Raw genomic sequence first — 18,073 nt, forward strand, 5'->3', positions numbered from 1 at the left:
CCTCAGCCCAGCCCTTCCACTCGTTCCTTGAGGCCGGTGGCGAACTTATCGAAGGACGGCTGCAGGTCGGGCATCGACCGCCAGATCAACGGCAGCAGCGGACCGGTGTACTCCTCACGAACCGTGAACGTCGTGGTCCCGTTCTCCCCGGGGGACAGCGAATAGGTGCGTACTCCCTTGAACAGCCCAAGCGGCATCCCTCCGCTCCACACCATCCGCCGGTCGGGCACCAACTCACTCACCTTGACCGGGAACGCCCGGCCCGGACTGACCTCGGCGAAGACCTTGAGTTTCGCGCCGAGCCCAACCGTCCCCTCAACCCGCTCTACGCCAGAGTCCCATTCTGGGTACGCCGACACATCGGTCAGGATCGGCCAGATCCTCTCCGGTTCAGCTTTGATCACCGAACTGGCCTGGTACGACTCCATGATTTCGGTCCTTCCCGCAGACTCCGTAACAGGAAGGCTACGGTAACGGAAAAGTTACCAACAGTCCATATGGTCGATGAAGCATCCGCGACCAGTGAGCCATTCCGTGTAACCGTCCGCACTCCGTGGGGAGGCGCCAGCCCGCGTTGGAGATCGCTACAGGTGCAGGGTTCCGCTGCGGGCGCGGTGCTCACGATCGGCACTGCTCCGACCTGCCGAGGCGTCAGGCCTGGCCGTGCGCTGGAGCCGGCATGCGGACGTCGCCGGGGGCGGGTATAGCGCGCGAATCCCGAAATTGTGTAAAGAATGGGGTGATAACAATCTTGTTCACTCGCGCTGGGGAGGCCTAGCAACGTTGGCCATGCCAAGGGCCGATGGCCCGCCGATGAGCATCGAAGGAGTCGACTTCGCGCTGCGTCGCCGTGCCGAGGAACGTGACAGGATCTCAAGCGACCTGCTCGACCTCGACTCGCACCCGGGTTACCAACTGCTCGACGGGGCGCGGCTGACCGGGGAGACCCGGCGCCGCTGGGACGAAGCCCAGGCCAGAGCGGTCACCCTGTGGTGGTTGTTCGACGCCTACCGGAAGGTGCTCGATCGCGCGCAGCAGCTCAGGGCAGGCAAGCCCGACCTGGCCGCGCTGACCGGGCTGCTCTCCGGCCCATCGGTGGAGCTGAAACCGGAGAACGTACCGGTCGAGAAGCGGTCGCTGCTGCGGGCCGCGGGCGAGTGGATCACGCTGGACACGGTGGTGGCGCGGATGGACGCCGCCTACCGTGACATCGCCGCGACAGTCGCGGCCGCGGACGACGCATGGAGTGCGCTGCTCCCGCGGCTCGACGAGGCTGATCGCGCCCGCCGCTCGGCTCAGGACCTGCTGCGCGACCTGGACGGCACCGATCCGGATCTGGATCGCATCAGTGCCGGGATCGACCGGATCCGCGCGGCGGTCACCGCCGACCCGCTCGGTTCGGCCGCCCTCGGCGACGAACTCGACGGACTGCTCGCCGACCTCACCGCCCGTCGCGGGCTGCTGGAGCAGGCCGCGCGGATTCGAGTGGAGTACAACGACCGGGCCCGCCGCCTGGGCGACCGCATCGCGCAGGTCGCCGAGGCCGAGAACGAGGCCCGCTCGATCAGGGACACGGTGCTCGTCAAGATCGCCTCACCCGCGCTGCCGACGCTGCCGGACCAGGCCGCCGCGTTGCAGGATCGGCTGGGCGCGCTGGATTCGGCCCGCGACCGCTGGCTGGAGCTGGTCAACCGCCTGACCGAGCTGGAAAGCGCCGTGGACGAGGCGCTGGCGCTGGCGCGGACCGCGACCGAATCGATAGCGGGCCTCATCGGCCGCCGTAACGAGCTGCGTGGCCGCCTGGAGGCCTACCACGCCAAGGTGGTTCGACTCGGATATGCCGAGGACGCCGCGCTCCGTGAGCTGCACGGCGAGGCCCGCACCCTGCTCTGGACGGCACCGTGCGACCTGCGGCAGGCTACCGTCGCGATCGCCGCCTACCAGCGGGCGATCAGCCGGATCGGAGGGGCAGGGTGATCAAATGCGCCCAGCCGGGATGCGGCGGCACGGTTGAGGACGGTTACTGCGACCTCTGCGGTATGGCCGCACAAGCCGAGACGGCGCCGCCCTCGGCTCCGCAGACCAGGCCATCCGCCCGGCTGGAAATGGTGTCGGGTACGGCGCGCACCGGTAGCAGCCGGTCGAGCCGGGGACAGCTCGGGATGGGCCTGGTCGAGGTGCCTGCCGTGCCGTACCAGGACCCGGCCGGGGTGGTGCTGTCCGACCCCCAGGTGCCGGAGGACCGGCGCTTCTGCGGCAACGCCGACTGCGGCAAGCCGGTGGGCCGCCGCAGAGGTGATCAGACGGGACGGACGGAGGGGTTCTGCCCGCACTGCGGCTGGCGGTTCTCGTTCACGCCCAAGCTCGCCAACGGCGACCTCGTCGGCGGGCAGTACGAGGTCAAGGGCTGCCTGGCACATGGTGGTCTCGGCTGGATCTACCTGGCGGCCGACCGGAACCTGGAGGGCCGGTGGGTGGTCCTGAAGGGGCTGCTCGACACCGGGGACGTGGAGGCGCTGGCCGCGGCGGAGGCCGAGCGGCGTTTCCTCACCGCGATGGACCATCCGAATATCGTTAAGATCTTCAATTTCGTCACCCACCCAGACCCCGGCACCGGGACGATGGTGGGCTACATCGTGATGGAGTACGTCGGCGGCGTGCCGCTTCAGGAGATGCTGCGCGCGCGGCTGCGGGAGAGCGACAACCGGCAGGCTCTCCCGGTCGCCCAGGCCATCGCCTTCGGGCTGGAGACCCTCAAGGCCTTCGGCTATCTGCACGAGCGGGGCCTGCTGTACTGCGATCTGAAGCCCGGCAACGTCATCCAGGTGGAGGAGCAGCTCAAGCTCATCGATCTCGGCGCCGTGCGGCGGATCGACGACGAGGACAGCGCGATCTACGGAACGGTCGGGTACCAGGCGCCGGAGATCGCCTCCGACGGGACGTCGGTCTGTTCCGACCTCTACACGGTGGGGCGCACGCTCGCCGTACTGAGCTTCCCGTTCAGCCCCGTCAGCGGCGGGTCCGCAGCTCCGCTGCCGGCCATCGACCCGAGGTACGAGTCCTACCGCCGGTTCCTGGAACGGGCGACCGACGCAGAGCCTGCCCGGCGGTTCCAGCACACGGCGGAGATGTCCGACCAGCTCGTCGGCGTGCTCAGGGAGGTGCGCGCCGCGGAGGAGGGCGTCCCCCACCCGGCGCAGTCCGGAGTTTTCGGCCCGGAGCGGCAGGCCGTCGGAACCGAGCTCGCCCCGGCCGCCACGGGGCAGGTCTTCGGGCCGCTCGACCGCCTCGCCGCCGCGTCCGCGCTGCCCGTCCCCCTGGTGGACCCGCTCGACCCCGCCGCCGGCCTGCTCGCGGGCCTCACGTCGGGAAACCCCGCCGAGCTTGTCGCACTGCTGGAATCCGCTCCGTCCACCCCCGAGACCACACTCGCGCTGATCAGGGTGCTCAGCGAACTCGGCCGTCCAGTCCCGGACCAGCTGCTCGCGGACGCCGCGGGACAGCTGCCGGGAGACTGGCGGATCTGGTGGTATCGGGGGGTCGGGCAACTGGCCTCGGGGGACCCGGCTGAGGCGGTGCGCATCTTCGACGGGCTCTACTCGTGGCTCCCCGGTGAGGCCGCGCCCAGGCTCGCCCTCGCGTTCGCCCTCGAAGCCGACGGAGCGGGTCAGGAGGCAGAGCGTCACTACGCGGCCATCTGGCAGACCGACCGGTCATACGTGAGTGCCGGCTTCGGCCTGGCCAGGCTCCGGCTGGCGGGGGGTGACCGCACCGGGGCGACCGCCGGTCTGGACGAGGTGCCCGCGACCTCCATCCACCACACCGCGGCGCAGGCGGCCGCGGTGGCGGCAGCCGTACGAGGACATGACCCCGCCGAAGGCGAACTGGTCGCCGCGGGCGAGCGGCTGCGGAACCTGAAGCTCGACGCCAGAGACCGCGACGGTCTGCTCGCGGAGGTGTTGCTGAGCGCCCTCGGCCGGGTCGCCGCCAGGCGGGCCGCCTCATCCGGGCAGGCGACGCTGCTGGGCACGCCGCTGCACGAGAAGGGGGTGCGCGCGGAACTGGAGCGCGTCTACCGGGCACTGGCCAGATCGGCGCCATCCACTGCGGAACGGCACGACTTCGTCGACCTGGCCAACTCCATCCGCCCGAGGACGCTGTGGTGAGCGGCGCCTGCCCCACCTGCGGGACGCTCGTCCTGGTAGGCGAAGCGTACTGCGAGCAGTGCGGCCACGCCCTGGGAGCCGCCGGCTGCACCGCGTGCGGCGCCCAGGCGGTCGGGGCCGACGGTTACTGCGAGAACTGCGGCATGCTCCAGCCCTCCGGCCGCGACCACGTCGAGATCGAGCTGGAGGTCGCGGCCGGGGTGAGCGACCGCGGCCTGCGGCACAGCCGCAACGAGGACGCCATGGCGCTGACCGTGGCGGGCACGGTGGTCGCAGGAGTGGTCTGCGATGGAGTATCCACCTCGCCGCGCCCTGAGGAGGCGTCCCAGACCGCCGCCGACACCGCCGCGGCCGCCCTCGCCAAGCAGCTGGAGGAGGGCGCCGACCCCGAGACCGCGACCCGCGAGGCGGTACGGCTCGCCGCCGAAGCCGTCGTCGCCTTGGCCCTGCCGGGCGAGGACGCGCCCGCCTGCACCTACGTGTCGGCGGTGGCCGGCGGGCGGCAGGTCACGATCGGCTGGGTGGGCGACAGCCGGGCCTACTGGCTCGGATCCGCGTCCGAGCTGCTGACCGGTGACGACGCCACCCCGGGGACGCACATGCTGACCGCCTGGCTGGGCGCGGACGCGGGCCACATCATGCCGCGCATCCGCACCTTCACCCCAGACGGGCCGGGCGTGGTCCTGCTGTGCAGCGACGGCCTGTGGAACTACTACCCCGAGCCGACGGCGCTCGCCGCCGTCGCCCTGAACGCCACTCCCCGTGCGGTGGCGCAGCGACTCACGCGGCTCGCGCTGGAGGCGGGCGGACACGACAACATAACCGTCCTGGTGATCCCTTTCGGACTCCCTTTCGGACAGGGCGAGCAGGCCGAGACCACCATGGTCTTCCCGAAGGAGCAGCAGTGACCGACTTCACCTTGCGCGTGGACCAGAACAAGTACCTTCCCGTGGGAAGCGGGGACGTGCACGCGATCGTCACGGTCGAGGCGAGCGGCCCGATCGAGCGCGCCGCCCCGGTCCAGGCCGCCGAGATCATCATCGTCGACGCCTCCGGCTCGATGGGGTACGACAAGATCGCCGAGGCGAGAAAGGCCGCACAGGCCGCCATCGACACCCTCCGCGACGGCGTGCACTTCGCGGTCATCGCGGGCACCCACGAAGCCGAGATCGTCTTTCCCGACCGCGCGGTGCTGGTGCCGGCGACGCCGCAGAGCAGGCACGCCGCCAAGGAGGCCGTCGCCCGATTGGTGTCCGGTGGGGGGACCGCGATGGGCCGGTGGCTGCGGCTCGCCGCGGACCTGTTCAGCGAGTACCAGCGGGCGTACCCCGGCGCGATCAAGCATGCCATCCTGCTGACGGACGGCAAGAACGAGTACGAGCGCGCTCCGGAGTTCGGCGCGAACCTGTCGTACTGCGCGGGGAAGTTCGTCTGCGACTGCCGCGGAGTGGGCGTCGACTGGGTGGTCGCCGAGCTTCGCCAGATCGCCTCCACTCTGCTCGGCAGCGTGATGGACATCCGGCGGCCCGAGGACCTGGAGGCCGACTTCCGGGCGATGACCCAGGCGGCGATGGGCAAGACGGTCGCGGACGTGGCGCTGCGCCTGTGGACGCCGCGGGCGGCGAAGCTGAGCTTCGTCAAGCAGGTCTCGCCGGCGCTGGAGGACCTGACCGGCCGCCGCACCGAGGTGGACGAGCTGACCGGCGACTACCCCACCGGAGCGTGGGGCGGTGAATCCCGCGAGTACCACATCAGCGTGCGGGTGCCCGCCGGGAACGTCGGCCAGGAGATGCGCGCCGGACTGGTCAGGCTGGTCCTGCCCGAGTCCGGGGAGGTGCTGGCCAAGGGGAACATCCTGGCGCAGTGGAGTGACGACCCCGTCCAGTCGACCCGCATCAACCCCCGGGTGGCGCACTACACCGGCCAGCAGGAACTCGCCTCGCTCATCCAGGAGGGCCTGCAGGCCCGCAACGACGGCGACCTGGACACCGCGACCGCCCGGCTCGGTAAGGCACGCGCCATCGCCGAGAAGGCCGGCAACGAGGAGACCGCCAAGCTGCTCGACAAGGTGGTCGAGGTCGACCCCGCGACGGGAACCGCTCGCCTCCGGCGGGACGTTGACAAGGCGGACGAGATCGCGCTCGACACCCGGTCGGTCCGCACCGTCCGGATGCGCAAGGACCCGGAGGCCTGAGATGGCGATCTGTCCGGCAGGGCACGATTCCGCGGACGAGGAGTACTGCGATATCTGCGGCGCGTTGCTGACGGGCACCCCGGCTCCGGCCGGCCCGGCTGCTTCGGCTCCGGCCGTCCCCTCCACCGCCGACCAACTGGACGACTGCCCCGACTGCGGGGCACCACGCGGCGGCCGATTCTGCGAGAGCTGCGGGTACGACTTCGTCCTAGGCGGCGGGAGCCGGGGGACGCGGTCCTCCATTTCGTCCACCCCAGCTGCCCCGTCCACGCTGGCCTCCGCCTGGGTCGCGGTGATCACGGCGGACCGTGGCCACTACGAGGCGACGATCGCGCAGGGCGGCCCCGACGCCACCCGCGTCGCGTTCCCGCCGTACTGCCCGGAGCGGCGGGTGCCCCTGGTCGGGCCCGAGGTCAGAATCGGGCGGCGCAGCCAATCGCGGGCGCTGTTCCCCGAGATCGACCTGGCCGGTCCGCCCGAGGATCCCGGCGTCTCCCACCTGCACGCGGTGCTGCTCGCTCAGAACGACGGGACGTGGCAGCTGGTCGACCCGGGATCGGCCAACGGGACCCTGCTCAACGGCAAGCCGGTGGAGCACAACGTGCTGATCCCCCTCGACGACGGGAACCGCATCCACGTCGGCGCATGGACTAGCATCACGGTGCGGAAGGGCTGAGATGGCCGTTATCACCTCTACCAGCGGCCCCGCGCCCGCACCCATCCCGCCACCCGGGCCGGTAGCCGCGCCCACGCCCGCCCCTTCGCCGCCGCGCACCCCGCGGCTGCGGACGGTTCCCGGGCGGATCCGTGCCGGGGCAGGTGTCGCCGTCCTCGCCGTCGGCCTGCTGTCCGCGCTGATGGGCGTGGCCCTGAGCCACGCCGGGGACGGGCTGCGCACGATCGGGCACACAGCCGGCCCGCAGGTGGTGGCCACCGCCGACCTCTACTACGCGTTGAGCGATATGGACGCCCAGGTGGCCACCGTGTTGCTGGCCGGGGTAGAAGGCGGGCCAAGCCGTAAGGCCGCGCTGGACCGCTACGACCAGCGCCGCGCGCAGGCCGACAGCGCCGTGCTGCAGGCCGCCGACCTGGCTCGCGGCGACCCGACGGGGCAGGCGACCGTGCGCGCCGTACTCGACGGGCTCGGCCGCTACGAGCGGCTCGTGTCGCGCGCCCTCCTCCTGGACGAGCAGTCCCCGCATGCCCCAGGACCACCCTCGCAGCCGGCTCTCGACGCCTACCGCCAGGCCACCGACCTGATGCGGTTGGACCTGCTGCCCAAGGCCTACAACCTCACGCTCGACAGCGGAACCGTCGTCAGGCACGCGTACGCGGCCGAGTCGTCCGCCCTGCTGGCGGGCCGGTTCTGGGTGGCGCTCGGCGGGGCGCTCGCGCTGGCCGTTCTGGTCGCGTTGCAGGTCTTCGTGGCCCGCAGGTTTCGCCGGGCGATCAACCCAGCGCTGCTGGCGGCCACCATCGTCGCCGGCGTGCTGACCGTCGCGGGAGTGCTCGTCCTGCAGCGGGCGGCCGACGAGCTGCGGGCGGCCAAGGAGGACGGCTTCGACTCGGTTCTCGTGCTGTCCCGGGCACGCGCGATCGGAAACAGCCTGCACGGGGATGAGAGCAGGTATCTGCTTGACCCGCAGCGGGCGGACACCTATGAGCAGGTATACCTGGACAAGTCACAGTCGGTGTTCTATGTCCCCGCTGGGAACCTGGACAAGTACTACGCCGCGGTAGACGGCGCCGTAGCCGCCTTCCCCGGCGAGGCGGATTTCCTCGGCTTCTATGGCTCGGAGGCCGACCGCGTCACCCTGCCCGGCCAGCGCGAGGCACTGGCCACGGTGCTGACGCACTACCAGCAGTTCCAGCATGATGACCGGCGGATGCGGCAGCTCGCCACGGCGGGCAAGAACAGCGACGCCGTGCGGCAGGCCATGGGTGCGTCGTTCGGAGCCTACGACGATACCCTCGTCGAGTTGACCGCACTGCGCCGCCAGGCATTCGGCGCCGCCGTGGCGGCGGGCAACCGCGCCCTCGACGGCTGGGACCTGCTGTTACCTGGGGCGGCCGTCGCCGCCGGCCTGCTGATCCTGGTCGGGGTCCGGCCCCGGCTCGCCGAATACCGGTGAAGGGAAGATGTTCATGGTCGCGCTGACCGGGAGGGGCCGTTTGCGCCGCGCGTCCGCCTTGGTGCTGCTTGGGGCCGTCGCGCTGCTTTCGGTGCCGGCCTGCGCCGCCGGCTCGTCGATCCTCGACAAGGATTCCCTGGTTATCGGGGTGAAGCCGGACCAGCCAGGGCTGGGGATGAAGGATGCGGCCGGCGAGTTCACCGGATTCGATGTCGATGTGGCCGCCTACATCGCCCGCAAGCTGGGGAAGAACGCCAGATTCGTCGCGACCCCCTCGTCCGAGCGGGAGAAGGTGCTCATGGACGGCTCGGTAGATCTGGTCGTCGCAACCTATTCGATCACTCCGGAACGCAAGACGAAAGTGGCCTTCGGCGGGCCGTACTACGTCGCTCACCAGGACACCCTCGTCCGGTCCGGGGAGAGCGGGATCGCCGGTGTGCGGGCCCTGAAGGGGCGCAAGCTGTGCCAGGTGACCGGTTCGAATTCCTGGCGTCGGGTGAAGGAGGAACGCAAGATCGCCGTGGAGCTGGTTGAGGCCGCCTCCTACAGCGAATGCATATCCGATCTGAATGCGGGCAAGGTAGACGCGGTTTCCACCGACGACCTCATCCTGGCCGGCTTCGCCACCCCGGACCTGAAGATCGTCAACGCTCCGTTCAGTGACGAGCGGTATGGCGTGGGCATCCAGGCCGGGGACCTGGACGGCTGCGAGGCGGTCAACAAGGCCATCACGGAGATGTACCTGGACGGAACCGCCAAGAAGCTGCTGCAGAAGTGGTTCGCGAAGTCCGGCCTGGCACTCACCTTCACTGTCCCCCAATTCGAAGGTTGCGGCTGACCTCCGCCGCCTGCGGGTGACGTCGTTGCTGGATTATGGCCACGCCGGGAGGTCGGTTTCAGCGCATTCACCGTGCCCGGGCCTCTTCGTTCCCGCCAGTTGACCATGGCTCCCGAAAGATCGGCGTTGTCACATGCGTTCACTGGCGAGACGGACGATCTCATCTACGGTTCCAATCGGCAGGCTGATCCCCATGTCCCACGTCTCGTCGTCACGGCCGATGAGGATGGCCGCCTGGTCGTCGCTCACTGTCCAGAAGACGGGAGAGCCGGCGCAGGTGCCCACGGCGAGGGAACGACGAGAATCCCAATCCGCCTGCCTGATGTCGCGGAGACGTGCCAAGTCCGCTACAGGTGCCCGAATGTTGAGTTCCCATGTATCGGTCTGGAGCTTCACCAAGACCACGGAGCCATCGGAACCGACCAAGGTGACATCAACCACGCGGCCATGATCGCACCCGGTATCCCCTAACTGCACCGAAGCGACAAGGCGCCTGAAATGATCAAGGTCCGGGTTGGGATATATGCTCCCTGACCTGGGCCTTTACGCTTGAAGCGGGTGGCGGGCATCGAACCCGCGCTGTCAGCTTGGGAATCATCTACTGACCTTGCTGCTTTGAGCTGGGAAAACGGGGGTGCAAGCCAGAGCGGGTCGAGTCCCCGCGCCACCGGCCGCTGCGTGCACCAGCGTCAACTGCCCGGGATTCACCGGGGCGGCCTCGGTGGTGAAGTGGTGCGCGGTGATGCCCTGCATCATCACGCTCGCGGCTACCTCGTCGGAGATACCATCCGGCACGGGCACCGCGCTCGCGGCGGGCAGCACCAGCGCCTCGGCGTACGAGCCGTAGGCGTACACCCACGCGACCCGGTCACCGATGGCGAACTCGGTCACGCCCTCGCCGAGTGCGCTGACCCGGCCGGCGCCCTCGACACCGGGGATGAACGGCACCTGGCCCACCGCCGGGCCGAGCCGGCGGGCTCCGGTGTCCATGAAGTTCACCCCCGCCGCGCCGACCTCGACGCGGATCTCCCCAGGGCCGGGCCGCGGGGTCGGCCGCTCCGCGATGCGCAGTTCCTCCGGCTCACCCAACCGCTCGACGACAATCGCCTGCATCGTTCTCGCACCTTTCTGTCGGTCGAGGGCCACACTCGTCCAGATAAAATGGACCCGCAAGTCCAGAAGAGGAGGGCCATGCGGACGACCGGTACCACGCCCCGGCTGACCACCAAGGTAAGAGCCAGATCTTCCACTACTTTCCCGGCGACAAGGAGGAACTCCTGTACGCCGTCGCCGCGCGCGAAGCCGAACGGGTCCTGGAGGATCAGCAGCCGCACCTGGGTGAGTTGACCACCTGGTCGGCGTGGCAGGGCTGGCGGGACGCGGTCGTCTGGCGCTACCGCAAGCAGGGGCGTGCACTGCCCGCTCGGCGTGCTGATCACCGAACTGGGCCGCAGCACACCGGCCGCCCAGACCCTCACCGCGCAGCTGATCGAGCAGTGGCAGGCCGCGTTGCGGACCGGCATCGCACACATGCAGGACACCGGCCAGATCGACCGGCGACTCGACGCCGAGCGCACCGCGGCCGCGCTGGTCGCTGCGGTCCAGGGCGGCGTGACCATCCTGATGTCCACCGGCCGGATCAACTACCTTGAGGCTGCCCTGGACACCTCCCTGACACTGCTGCGAGCCAACGCGACCCTGTACATCGAGCACTGAGCGAGCGTGGTCCTGTTGGACTTCGAGGGTGAGCACGTCGAGATCGTTCACCAGAGGTTCGCGGAAATCTCGATCACGTGGAACACCGTTGATCCGACTCCGCCCCTGGATTGGGCCGGAGAGGGATTTCGGCTGATGTGGCGAGAGGGCGTGCCGGGCGGCGAGTTAGCTGCCTTGGAGGGGCACCCTTTGTCGGCGGTTACGAAACCCCTCGTGAAATTCCTCGGCGAGCGCTTCCCGGCGGTAGCGTCGGCGTAGGACTCGGCGCACGCCTTGGATCATGTGGCCGTGCTCGGAGGTCAGCTGCCGGACTGCACATGGTGCGCACCGTGATGGCGGTGACGGCCTTCGCCGGACTTTTGGTCGCCCAGGCGGTCGACCAGGGCGGCAGCGAGAGAGCCGCCGTCCCGGATCCGGTCGTACAGACGGCGCAGGTCTCAAGTCGGTCTTGAATTCCACGCGCTAGTGATCGCGAGCACTCGCAGACTTGAGGGCCATTGTGGCGAGGTGGCGAGCGATGCCGTTGGTATCGGTGTCTTCCACGTTGCTGAGCACGACTACCGCGATGTCATCATCGGGCAGGTACATGTTGCTCGCCGCGTAGCCCTGGAGAAGACCTGGGTGGTACCGGAGCCGGTGTCCGTGGAGCTGGTCGACGAGCCAGCCGAAGGCGTACGCGCTCGACGGTAGGTTGAGGCAGCCGTTGGAGGGGCACGGTGCCTGTGGCGTGAACGCCTGTTTGACGGTGGCGGGTGGCGCGACCTTGTGCGTGCCGAAAGATCGGTCCCAGCGGACGATGTCGTCGGCGTTGGCGTAGATGCCGGTCGCGGAGAACGCCTGGGAGCCGTTGATGGGCGGGGCCGGTGATCCGACCGTGAAGTAGCCCTTCGCGTACCCGGCGGGCGGATTTCTCCTGCTGTAGCCGGTGTGCCGAAGGCTCAGCGGGCCGGTGATCTCTTCGTGCAGTACGGTGCCGTACGGCTTGCGCGTCACCGCCTGGATGATCGCCCCGGCCAGGATGTAGCCGCTGTTGCTGTACTTCCAGCTGGTGCCGGGCTTGAAGTCCAGCGGCTTGTTCACGAACCGCTGGATGAGCTCCCGGGTCGTGGTCGGTTGCGAGAGCTTGATATAGAAGCCGGGCAGCCCCTGGATGTCGGGGATACCGGAGGTGTGCGTCAGGATCTCGCGGATCGTGATGGGCCTCCACGCTTGCGGGCAGGTCCTGATGTATCCCGGGATGAGATACGGACAGACCCGGTCGTCCAGGCCAAGCAGCCCACGGTCGCGCAGCTTCAGCACGAGCATCGAGGTGAACTGCTTGGTGACCGACGCGATTCGGAAGACCGTGTCCGGCCGGTTGGGGATGTCCTCTTCTGCGTCGGCCGCGCCGGCAGCCGCACGCACCAGTACCTTCCCGCGCCGTACTACCAGCGCTGTGCCGGTGAACTGCTCCTTTGCGGCCAGATCCCGCAGGTAAGCCTGCATCGCCGCAGCGGTCCGATCACTCGGCGGGTCCGATTTCTGGTCGGGATGGCTCGTGATGGCGGATACGGCGATGGCGGGAGTGCCCATGGGCATGGCCACACCAGTTAGTGCGGCGCCGATCGCAAGAAACCAGACAATATTAGGACGCTTGGGCATTCTCTCCCCCTGGAACGTGCCGCTGTCCCGAAATTCGGACATTTCCCGAATCGGGCGAGTGTCGTTCGAGAACGTCGGCGAGCCATTCTTCTGGAGACTTGCTTACCTTTCGCTAGAGCCAGAAACGGCGATAGCCACCTTTTTCCTTCTGCATATCCCTTTGTTGGTGCTACTCGATAGTCGCTGGCCACCTCAGCAAAAATGTCAGCTATTTCCTGAATCGATCCCCAGCCGCCTCGCGCTGGCCATGGCTACAACCTGGCCACCTCTCCTTGCTGGCCTCAGCGGGGCATGTCCAGTAGACGGCTTTGTCCCGATTTTCGGCTCTGTCCCGTATTCGGTGGTAGCGCTGCGTGATGCCTGCCAGGGTGAGGCGTGCTGGAGATCGACGATCTTGTGGTATGCGACCACCGTTGGGGCCGCGATGAGTTTTTCGGCTCGTCGCCGTCTCAACAGTGAGTGGCCGTGAAGCCGCGGCCACAGCTGCGAAAGGAATCGAAGCGTGACCGCGGCCCCTGCCAAGGCCGGAAGGCGGGAATGGGCTGGGCTGGCTGTGTTGTGCCTGCCGACCATGCTGACCGCCGTCGATCTCAACGTGATGTTCCTGGCCCTGCCGCAGATGAGTGCGGATCTGGGGGCGAACGGGGTCCAGCAGTTGTGGATCGCCGATGTCTACGGTTTCTTGATCACCTCGCTGCTGGTCACCATGGGCGCGCTGGGCGACCGGATCGGCCGGCGCAAGGTGTTGCTGTCGGGCGCGGCGGTGTTCCTCGTCGCGTCGGTGGCGGCGGCCTTCGCCACGCCGGGTTGCTGGATCTGGCGCGGGATGCGTTCACCAGCGGGCTCAACGCGGCCGCGCTCATCGCCGCCGTGGCCTACGCCGGTCTCGCCGTTCTGGCGGTCGCGGGCCTTCGCCACGTCTCACCCACCGGGGCGACGGTATCCACCCGGGAATACGTTGGTGACCTACGGGAAAGTGTGAGGCGCAACTCGTGAGCCACGCCAGGGCCTACAACGAGGCCGCCATCGGCGCCTTGTTCGCACAGCACCGCCGGGAGCTTCAGGTCCACTGCTACCGGATGCTCGGCTCCTTCGAGGACGCTGAAGACATGGTCCAGGAGACGTTCCTGCGCGCTTGGCGCAAGCGCGACACGTTCCAGGGCCGATCCACGTTCCGCGCCTGGCTGTACCGGATCGCGACGAACGTCTGCCTCGACTTCCTCGACCGCCACCCGCGCGCACCACGCCAACCCGACCCGGCCGAGCAGCCCGGCGACACGCCGTCGCCCGACGCGATTCCGTGGCTGTAGCCGTACCCCAACATGCTGCTCGAACCGGCTGCCGACGCCCCGGTCGTCGAGAAGGAGACCATCGAGCTGGCGTTCCTGATCGCGATCCGGCACCTCCCGCCGAGGCAGCGCGCCGTGCTGATCCTGCGGGACGTGCTCGGCTGGCCGGCCGCTGAGACATCCTGGCCGGGACCGACCGTGCGGGACGATCCGCTCGGTGCCTTCGTACGGATCCGTGATCAGGTACAGGCCGACCTGGATGACCCGGCCAAAGCATGGGCGACCTTCGACGGCCGGTTCGGCCGATGGACCTTCGCCGAGGCCATCGACCGGGCGATCTGCCTGGACCTGGCCGTACACGGCTGGGATCTCGCGCGGGCGGCTGGGCAGGACGGCCTCTCAGTGTGGTCATAAATCCACTCGGATCTCCCCGGACGAGTGACTGATTCACGAGAACCTCGTTCTTTGCCTGCTCAGACCCTGTATAGCACCACGGTGACCGTCGCCAACGCACCGCCGGTGCTCGGCGCGGTGACCGTCGACGCCTCCGGCGCGCGGGTCGAGTTCACCGACGCCGGTGTGCAGGACCTGCACACCTGCACGGTGCAGTGGGGCGACGGGACGAGCCCCGGGGCGCTTGACGGAGCGGTGTCACCGTGCTTCCTGGCGCACGCCTACCGCCCGGGCACGTTCACCGCGACCGTGACCATCCGCGACAACGACGGCGGTTCGGTGTCGGCGCCGCGTACCGTCACGGTCCAGGCGCCCGCATGGCCGTTCCACGGCTTCCTCCGCCCGGTGTACAACCCGCCGGCGGTCAACGTGGTGGAACCCGGCCAGTCCATCCCGATCAAGTTCGGGCTCGGCGGCTACCGGGGCATGAACATTCTGGCGCAGGGTTCACCGGCCTCCGGCCAGTTCCCCTGTAGTGGCGGCGCACCCGGCGCCCTCAAGCCGACGGCACCTGCCGGCAAATCGTCTCTGCACTACGACGACGGCCATTACACCTACGTCTGGAAGACCGACAAGGCGTGGGCCGGGCAGTGCCGGCGGCTGGTCGTGACCCTCACCGACGGCACACAGCACTGGGCCGACTTCCGGTTCCGTGCGAAGGGTGGTCACGATGACGACGATTGCGACGATCACCGGCGGTACGTCCGGCTGACGTAACCCGGGTAAACGCGGCCCTGCACGCGTGCGCGTGCAGGGCCGCGTCACGTGGCCGGGCGCCCCGCACGGGAACTCCACCTTTGGGTTGCCATCAGGGACGCGCCTGTCTGCTCGCGAAACAGCCGCTCGGCGTGCAGGTATACCCACGCCTGGTTGACCCCGGCCCAGCCACCTCGACCAAGGCGTGCCTGCCCCGGACGGTGGTGACGAGGGTGGTCTTCGGGTCCGGGGTCGGCAAGCCCACGACGGGCGTCAGGGTGCCGGTGTCGACATCCATCACCGCGGGAGCCGGGTCGGTCCCGGCGAAGCTGCTGACGAACAGGCGGATCCCGCTACCGGGGCCGAGCGGCTGTCCTGAGATGGGCGGGTGGAGGCCTTGCTCGGGCGCCAGGGTGACCTGCGTGGTCTCCCCAGTGGGCTGCACAGCTGGAGGTACGGAGACACAAGTCTTCGTGCGGAAATCCTCGGCGCCCCGCTCCACCAAGGGTCAGGTCGAGCGTGGCGAAACGGTCCGCTTTCCTCAGGTGAGGGCGTGGAAGAAGGCTCGGAGGTCGGTGGTCAGGAGGTCTGGGGTTTCCAGGGCCGCGAAATGGCCCCCGCGGTCGAACTCCGTCCATTGCGTGACGTTGTGGGTTTGGTCGGCCAGGGGGCGGATGGAGAAGTCGGTAGGGAAGACGGCGACGGCGGTGGGGACCTGGCCGCGGCCCTTAGGGGCCCACATGGTGGCGTCGTTGAAGCGTTCATAGTAGGTGTGGGCTGAGGAGCCTGCTGTGGCCGTGAGCCAGTAGATGCTCACGTCGGTGAGGATGCGGTCGCGGTCTATGGCGCCTCCGGGGAGGTCGGTGGCCGGGTCGGTCCACTCCTTGAACTTCTCGGTGATCCAGGCGAGTTGGCCGGCGGGGCTGTCGTGCAGGGCGGCGGCGATGGTCTGGGGGCGGGTGCCCTGGAGTTGGAGGTAGGCGCCTTGGTGGTCCTGCCACTTCTTCATGCCGGCCAGGCGGACGTGATCGGTCTCAGTGAGGGTGCTCATTACGGCGGGGTCGCCTGTGGGGAAGGTGAGCAGGGCGTTGACGTGAACGCCGATGACGTTCTCAGGGGCGAGCCTGCCCATCAAGGGGGCTATGAAGGCGCCGACGTCGCCGCCTTGGACGCCGTAGCGCTGGTAGCCGAGGCGGGACATCAGTTCGGTGAGGGCTGCGGCTGTGCGGCCGTCGGTCCAGCCGGTGGTTGGGAGCGGGCCGGAGAAGCCGTAGCCGGGTAGAGACGGGATCACCAGGTGGAAGGCGTCGCCGGCCTGGCCGCCGTGGGCCGCCGGGTCGGTGAGCGGGCCGATCACGTCCAGGAACTCGACGATCGATCCGGGCCAGCCGTGGATGAGCATCAGGGGTGTGGCGCCGGGTTCGGGTGAGCGTACCTGCATGAAGTGCACGCGGGCGCCGTCGATGGTGGTGGTGAACTGGGGGTACGCGTTGAGGGCGGCCTCCTGGGCGCGCCAGTCGAAGCCTTCGGCCCAGTAGTCGGTGAGTTCGCGCAGGTAGCCGGTCGGCACGCCGCGTTCCCAGCCGGTTCCGGGGAGTTCGGGGGCGAAGCGGGTGTTGCGGAGCCGGTGGCGCAGATCGTCGAGCGCCTCCTGGGCGATCTCAATGCGGTATGGGGTGATTTGGTCGGACATGTCGCTGTTAGTCATGTCTTAGACGCTAGACACAATTGGTGTCAGATTCTGGCACCAATGGTCGCCATAATGTGGCTCATGTTGGATACCTCGGCTCGGCTGCTCCGGTTGCTTTCGCTTCTTGAGTCGCGTACCGACTGGACGGGGGCTGAGCTCGCGGAACGTCTGGAGGTGGGACTGCGGACGTTGCGGCGGGATATCGACCGCCTTCGTGAGCTGGGGTACCCGGTCGATGCCACGCCAGGGGTGGCGGGTGGCTATCGGCTGGGGATCGGTGCCGCGTTGCCGCCGCTGCTGCTCGACGATGAGGAAGCCGTGGCGGTGACGATCAGTCTGCGTACCGCCGCGACCGGGAACGTGGCCGGGCTGGGGGAGGCGGCGATGCGGGCGCTGGCCAAGCTTCAGCAGGTGCTGCCCGCGCGGCTCCGCCATCGCGTGACCGCCTTCCAGGCGTCGGCCGTGCCGCTCGCGAACGCGGATCCGGAGGCCGTGGACGCGGATCTGCTGGCCGCGCTCGCCGCCGCCTGCCGTGACCGGCGCCGGATCGAACTGCGCTACCGGCGAGGGGAGGTGGTGCCGGCGCGGGAGGTGGAGCCGTACCGGCTGGTGCACACGCCGCGCCGGTGGTATCTGCTGGCCTGGGATCTTGGCAGACAGGGCTGGCGGACGTTCCGGATCGACCGGATCGTGCCACCGCTCGGGCGGGTCGGGGCCCGGTTCACCCCGCGTCCGCTGCCTCGGGAGGACCTCGCCGCGTACGTCTCCGAGTCCATCAGTTCCGCGCCCTACACCCATCAGGCCCGCGTTCTGTTCCATGCTCCGGTGGAGGAGGTCGCGCAGCGTACTTCGCCGGCGGCTGGGCGGCTGGAAGCAGTGGATGCGCACAGCTGCGTATTCCACGCGGGCTCGAATTCGCTGCGGGAGTTCGCCGTCCACGTCGCGGCGAAGGGCTTCGATTTCCAAGTGCTCGACCCGCCGGAATTGGTTCCTGTGCTGCGTGAACTTTCCGATCGACTGCGGCGCTCCGCCGAGCGTGGCTGGGGCGACTCCACGGAGGGCTGAATGTCCGCGGGTCTCGTTAGGGGGTGACATTGACGTCGGAGGACCCCGCTGGATGATCCACCGTGCTGACGGCACGCAAGGCCCGGTCCAGCGGGCAGATCGGGCACTACGGCAAGCGGCACGGGTGTGCCTTCCCGACCGACGTCGGCAGGCGCGTCGGCCTTATCTCGAAACCATGATCAGATGATTTGGG

At 68.9% G+C, this 18,073-nt stretch carries 19 protein-coding genes; 13 read left to right on the top strand and 6 right to left on the bottom strand.

Translation table 11 applies throughout. From position 1 onward, the window contains the following. Window positions 1-2 precede the first annotated feature (2 nt). Window positions 3-428, bottom strand: coding sequence for an SRPBCC domain-containing protein (locus ABGB08_RS06750; protein ID WP_347587420.1), 426 nt, complete (start codon window positions 426-428; stop codon window positions 3-5). 385 nt (window positions 429-813) lie between these two features. Between ABGB08_RS06750 and ABGB08_RS06755 the strand changes: the two genes are divergently transcribed. The 7 genes from ABGB08_RS06755 to ABGB08_RS06785 are packed head-to-tail and all read left to right on the top strand — an operon-like array spanning window position 814 to window position 9,330. Then, a complete protein-coding gene (locus tag ABGB08_RS06755; protein ID WP_347587422.1) occupies window positions 814-1,977 on the top strand; it encodes a hypothetical protein in 1,164 nt (387 codons plus the stop codon). After that, window positions 1,974-4,166 carry a tetratricopeptide repeat protein gene (locus ABGB08_RS06760; protein ID WP_347587424.1) on the top strand — a complete coding sequence of 731 codons (2,193 nt, stop codon included), beginning with the start codon at window positions 1,974-1,976 and terminating at the stop codon, window positions 4,164-4,166. The genes ABGB08_RS06755 and ABGB08_RS06760 overlap by 4 nt, the downstream gene beginning before the upstream one ends. Further along, window positions 4,163-5,074: a protein phosphatase 2C domain-containing protein gene (locus tag ABGB08_RS06765; RefSeq protein WP_347587426.1), complete on the top strand. Its 912-nt coding sequence runs from the start codon at window positions 4,163-4,165 to the stop codon at window positions 5,072-5,074. The genes ABGB08_RS06760 and ABGB08_RS06765 overlap by 4 nt, the downstream gene beginning before the upstream one ends. After that, window positions 5,071-6,360: a VWA domain-containing protein gene (locus ABGB08_RS06770; protein WP_347587428.1), complete on the top strand. Its 1,290-nt coding sequence runs from the start codon at window positions 5,071-5,073 to the stop codon at window positions 6,358-6,360. Before ABGB08_RS06765 ends, ABGB08_RS06770 begins: the two co-directional genes overlap by 4 nt. Before the next feature lies 1 nt (window position 6,361). Next, entirely contained in the window at window positions 6,362-7,036 is a 675-nt protein-coding gene (locus ABGB08_RS06775) for an FHA domain-containing protein (protein ID WP_347587430.1), read from the top strand. A gap of 1 nt (window position 7,037) precedes the next feature. Further along, on the top strand, window positions 7,038-8,492 hold the full coding sequence (locus ABGB08_RS06780; protein ID WP_347587432.1) for a hypothetical protein: 1,455 nt from the start codon (window positions 7,038-7,040) through the stop codon (window positions 8,490-8,492). A gap of 13 nt (window positions 8,493-8,505) precedes the next feature. Next, window positions 8,506-9,330, top strand: coding sequence for a glutamate ABC transporter substrate-binding protein (locus ABGB08_RS06785; protein ID WP_347587434.1), 825 nt, complete (start codon window positions 8,506-8,508; stop codon window positions 9,328-9,330). Window positions 9,331-9,459: 129 nt separating this feature from the next. Here the strand turns inward: ABGB08_RS06785 and ABGB08_RS06790 are convergent, their stop codons facing one another. Both ABGB08_RS06790 and ABGB08_RS06795 read right to left on the bottom strand, forming a co-directional pair. Then, window positions 9,460-9,771: a hypothetical protein gene (locus ABGB08_RS06790; RefSeq protein ID WP_347587436.1), complete on the bottom strand. Its 312-nt coding sequence runs from the start codon at window positions 9,769-9,771 to the stop codon at window positions 9,460-9,462. Between the two features lie 153 nt (window positions 9,772-9,924). After that, entirely contained in the window at window positions 9,925-10,443 is a 519-nt protein-coding gene (locus ABGB08_RS06795) for an alcohol dehydrogenase catalytic domain-containing protein (RefSeq protein WP_347587438.1), read from the bottom strand. 297 nt (window positions 10,444-10,740) lie between these two features. On the opposite strand from ABGB08_RS06795, the gene ABGB08_RS06800 reads away from it, so the two are divergent. Next, on the top strand, window positions 10,741-11,046 hold the full coding sequence (locus tag ABGB08_RS06800; protein WP_347587440.1) for a hypothetical protein: 306 nt from the start codon (window positions 10,741-10,743) through the stop codon (window positions 11,044-11,046). Between the two features lie 462 nt (window positions 11,047-11,508). Here the strand turns inward: ABGB08_RS06800 and ABGB08_RS06805 are convergent, their stop codons facing one another. Continuing rightward, window positions 11,509-12,624: a serine hydrolase domain-containing protein gene (locus ABGB08_RS06805; protein ID WP_347587442.1), complete on the bottom strand. Its 1,116-nt coding sequence runs from the start codon at window positions 12,622-12,624 to the stop codon at window positions 11,509-11,511. Window positions 12,625-13,189: 565 nt separating this feature from the next. Between ABGB08_RS06805 and ABGB08_RS06810 the strand changes: the two genes are divergently transcribed. From ABGB08_RS06810 to ABGB08_RS06825, 4 genes are all read left to right on the top strand, one after another. Beyond that, window positions 13,190-13,669 (top strand): MFS transporter, encoded by a 480-nt coding sequence (locus tag ABGB08_RS06810; RefSeq protein ID WP_347587444.1) that lies wholly within the window; start codon window positions 13,190-13,192, stop codon window positions 13,667-13,669. Between the two features lie 10 nt (window positions 13,670-13,679). After that, complete coding sequence (locus tag ABGB08_RS06815; RefSeq protein ID WP_347587446.1) at window positions 13,680-13,997, top strand: sigma-70 family RNA polymerase sigma factor; 318 nt, start codon at window positions 13,680-13,682, stop codon at window positions 13,995-13,997. Between the two features lie 12 nt (window positions 13,998-14,009). Next, complete coding sequence (locus ABGB08_RS06820) at window positions 14,010-14,390, top strand: sigma factor-like helix-turn-helix DNA-binding protein (protein WP_347587448.1); 381 nt, start codon at window positions 14,010-14,012, stop codon at window positions 14,388-14,390. 81 nt (window positions 14,391-14,471) lie between these two features. Continuing rightward, window positions 14,472-15,146, top strand: a complete 675-nt coding sequence (locus tag ABGB08_RS06825) for a PxKF domain-containing protein (protein ID WP_347587450.1) — start codon at window positions 14,472-14,474, stop codon at window positions 15,144-15,146. Window positions 15,147-15,237: 91 nt separating this feature from the next. Here the strand turns inward: ABGB08_RS06825 and ABGB08_RS06830 are convergent, their stop codons facing one another. Further along, window positions 15,238-15,570, bottom strand: coding sequence for a hypothetical protein (locus tag ABGB08_RS06830; protein ID WP_347587452.1), 333 nt, complete (start codon window positions 15,568-15,570; stop codon window positions 15,238-15,240). 96 nt (window positions 15,571-15,666) lie between these two features. Further along, window positions 15,667-16,833 (bottom strand): epoxide hydrolase family protein, encoded by a 1,167-nt coding sequence (locus ABGB08_RS06835; protein WP_347587454.1) that lies wholly within the window; start codon window positions 16,831-16,833, stop codon window positions 15,667-15,669. A 63-nt stretch (window positions 16,834-16,896) separates the two neighbouring features. Here ABGB08_RS06835 and ABGB08_RS06840 point away from each other — a divergent pair, with 63 nt between their 5' ends. Continuing rightward, a complete protein-coding gene (locus ABGB08_RS06840; RefSeq protein WP_347587456.1) occupies window positions 16,897-17,880 on the top strand; it encodes a WYL domain-containing protein in 984 nt (327 codons plus the stop codon). Window positions 17,881-18,073 lie beyond the last annotated feature (193 nt).

Origin of the sequence: Acrocarpospora sp. B8E8, assembly GCF_039871605.1 — a bacterium.
In the GTDB taxonomy this organism is placed as follows: Bacteria; Actinomycetota; Actinomycetes; order Streptosporangiales; family Streptosporangiaceae; genus Acrocarpospora; species Acrocarpospora macrocephala.

What these genes read in the sequence shown, in the direction of transcription:
- ABGB08_RS06805 (WP_347587442.1), bottom strand. Translation starts at nt 12,624, where the DNA reads ATGCCCATGGGCACTCCCGCCATCGCCGTATCCGCCATCACGAGCCAT.
- ABGB08_RS06820 (WP_347587448.1), top strand. Translation starts at nt 14,010, where the DNA reads ATGCTGCTCGAACCGGCTGCCGACGCCCCGGTCGTCGAGAAGGAGACC.
- ABGB08_RS06780 (WP_347587432.1), top strand. Translation starts at nt 7,038, where the DNA reads ATGGCCGTTATCACCTCTACCAGCGGCCCCGCGCCCGCACCCATCCCG.
- ABGB08_RS06750 (WP_347587420.1), bottom strand. Translation starts at nt 428, where the DNA reads ATGGAGTCGTACCAGGCCAGTTCGGTGATCAAAGCTGAACCGGAGAGG.
- ABGB08_RS06755 (WP_347587422.1), top strand. Translation starts at nt 814, where the DNA reads ATGAGCATCGAAGGAGTCGACTTCGCGCTGCGTCGCCGTGCCGAGGAA.
- ABGB08_RS06835 (WP_347587454.1), bottom strand. Translation starts at nt 16,833, where the DNA reads ATGACTAACAGCGACATGTCCGACCAAATCACCCCATACCGCATTGAG.
- ABGB08_RS06795 (WP_347587438.1), bottom strand. Translation starts at nt 10,443, where the DNA reads ATGCAGGCGATTGTCGTCGAGCGGTTGGGTGAGCCGGAGGAACTGCGC.
- ABGB08_RS06840 (WP_347587456.1), top strand. Translation starts at nt 16,897, where the DNA reads ATGTTGGATACCTCGGCTCGGCTGCTCCGGTTGCTTTCGCTTCTTGAG.
- ABGB08_RS06775 (WP_347587430.1), top strand. Translation starts at nt 6,362, where the DNA reads ATGGCGATCTGTCCGGCAGGGCACGATTCCGCGGACGAGGAGTACTGC.
- ABGB08_RS06785 (WP_347587434.1), top strand. Translation starts at nt 8,506, where the DNA reads ATGGTCGCGCTGACCGGGAGGGGCCGTTTGCGCCGCGCGTCCGCCTTG.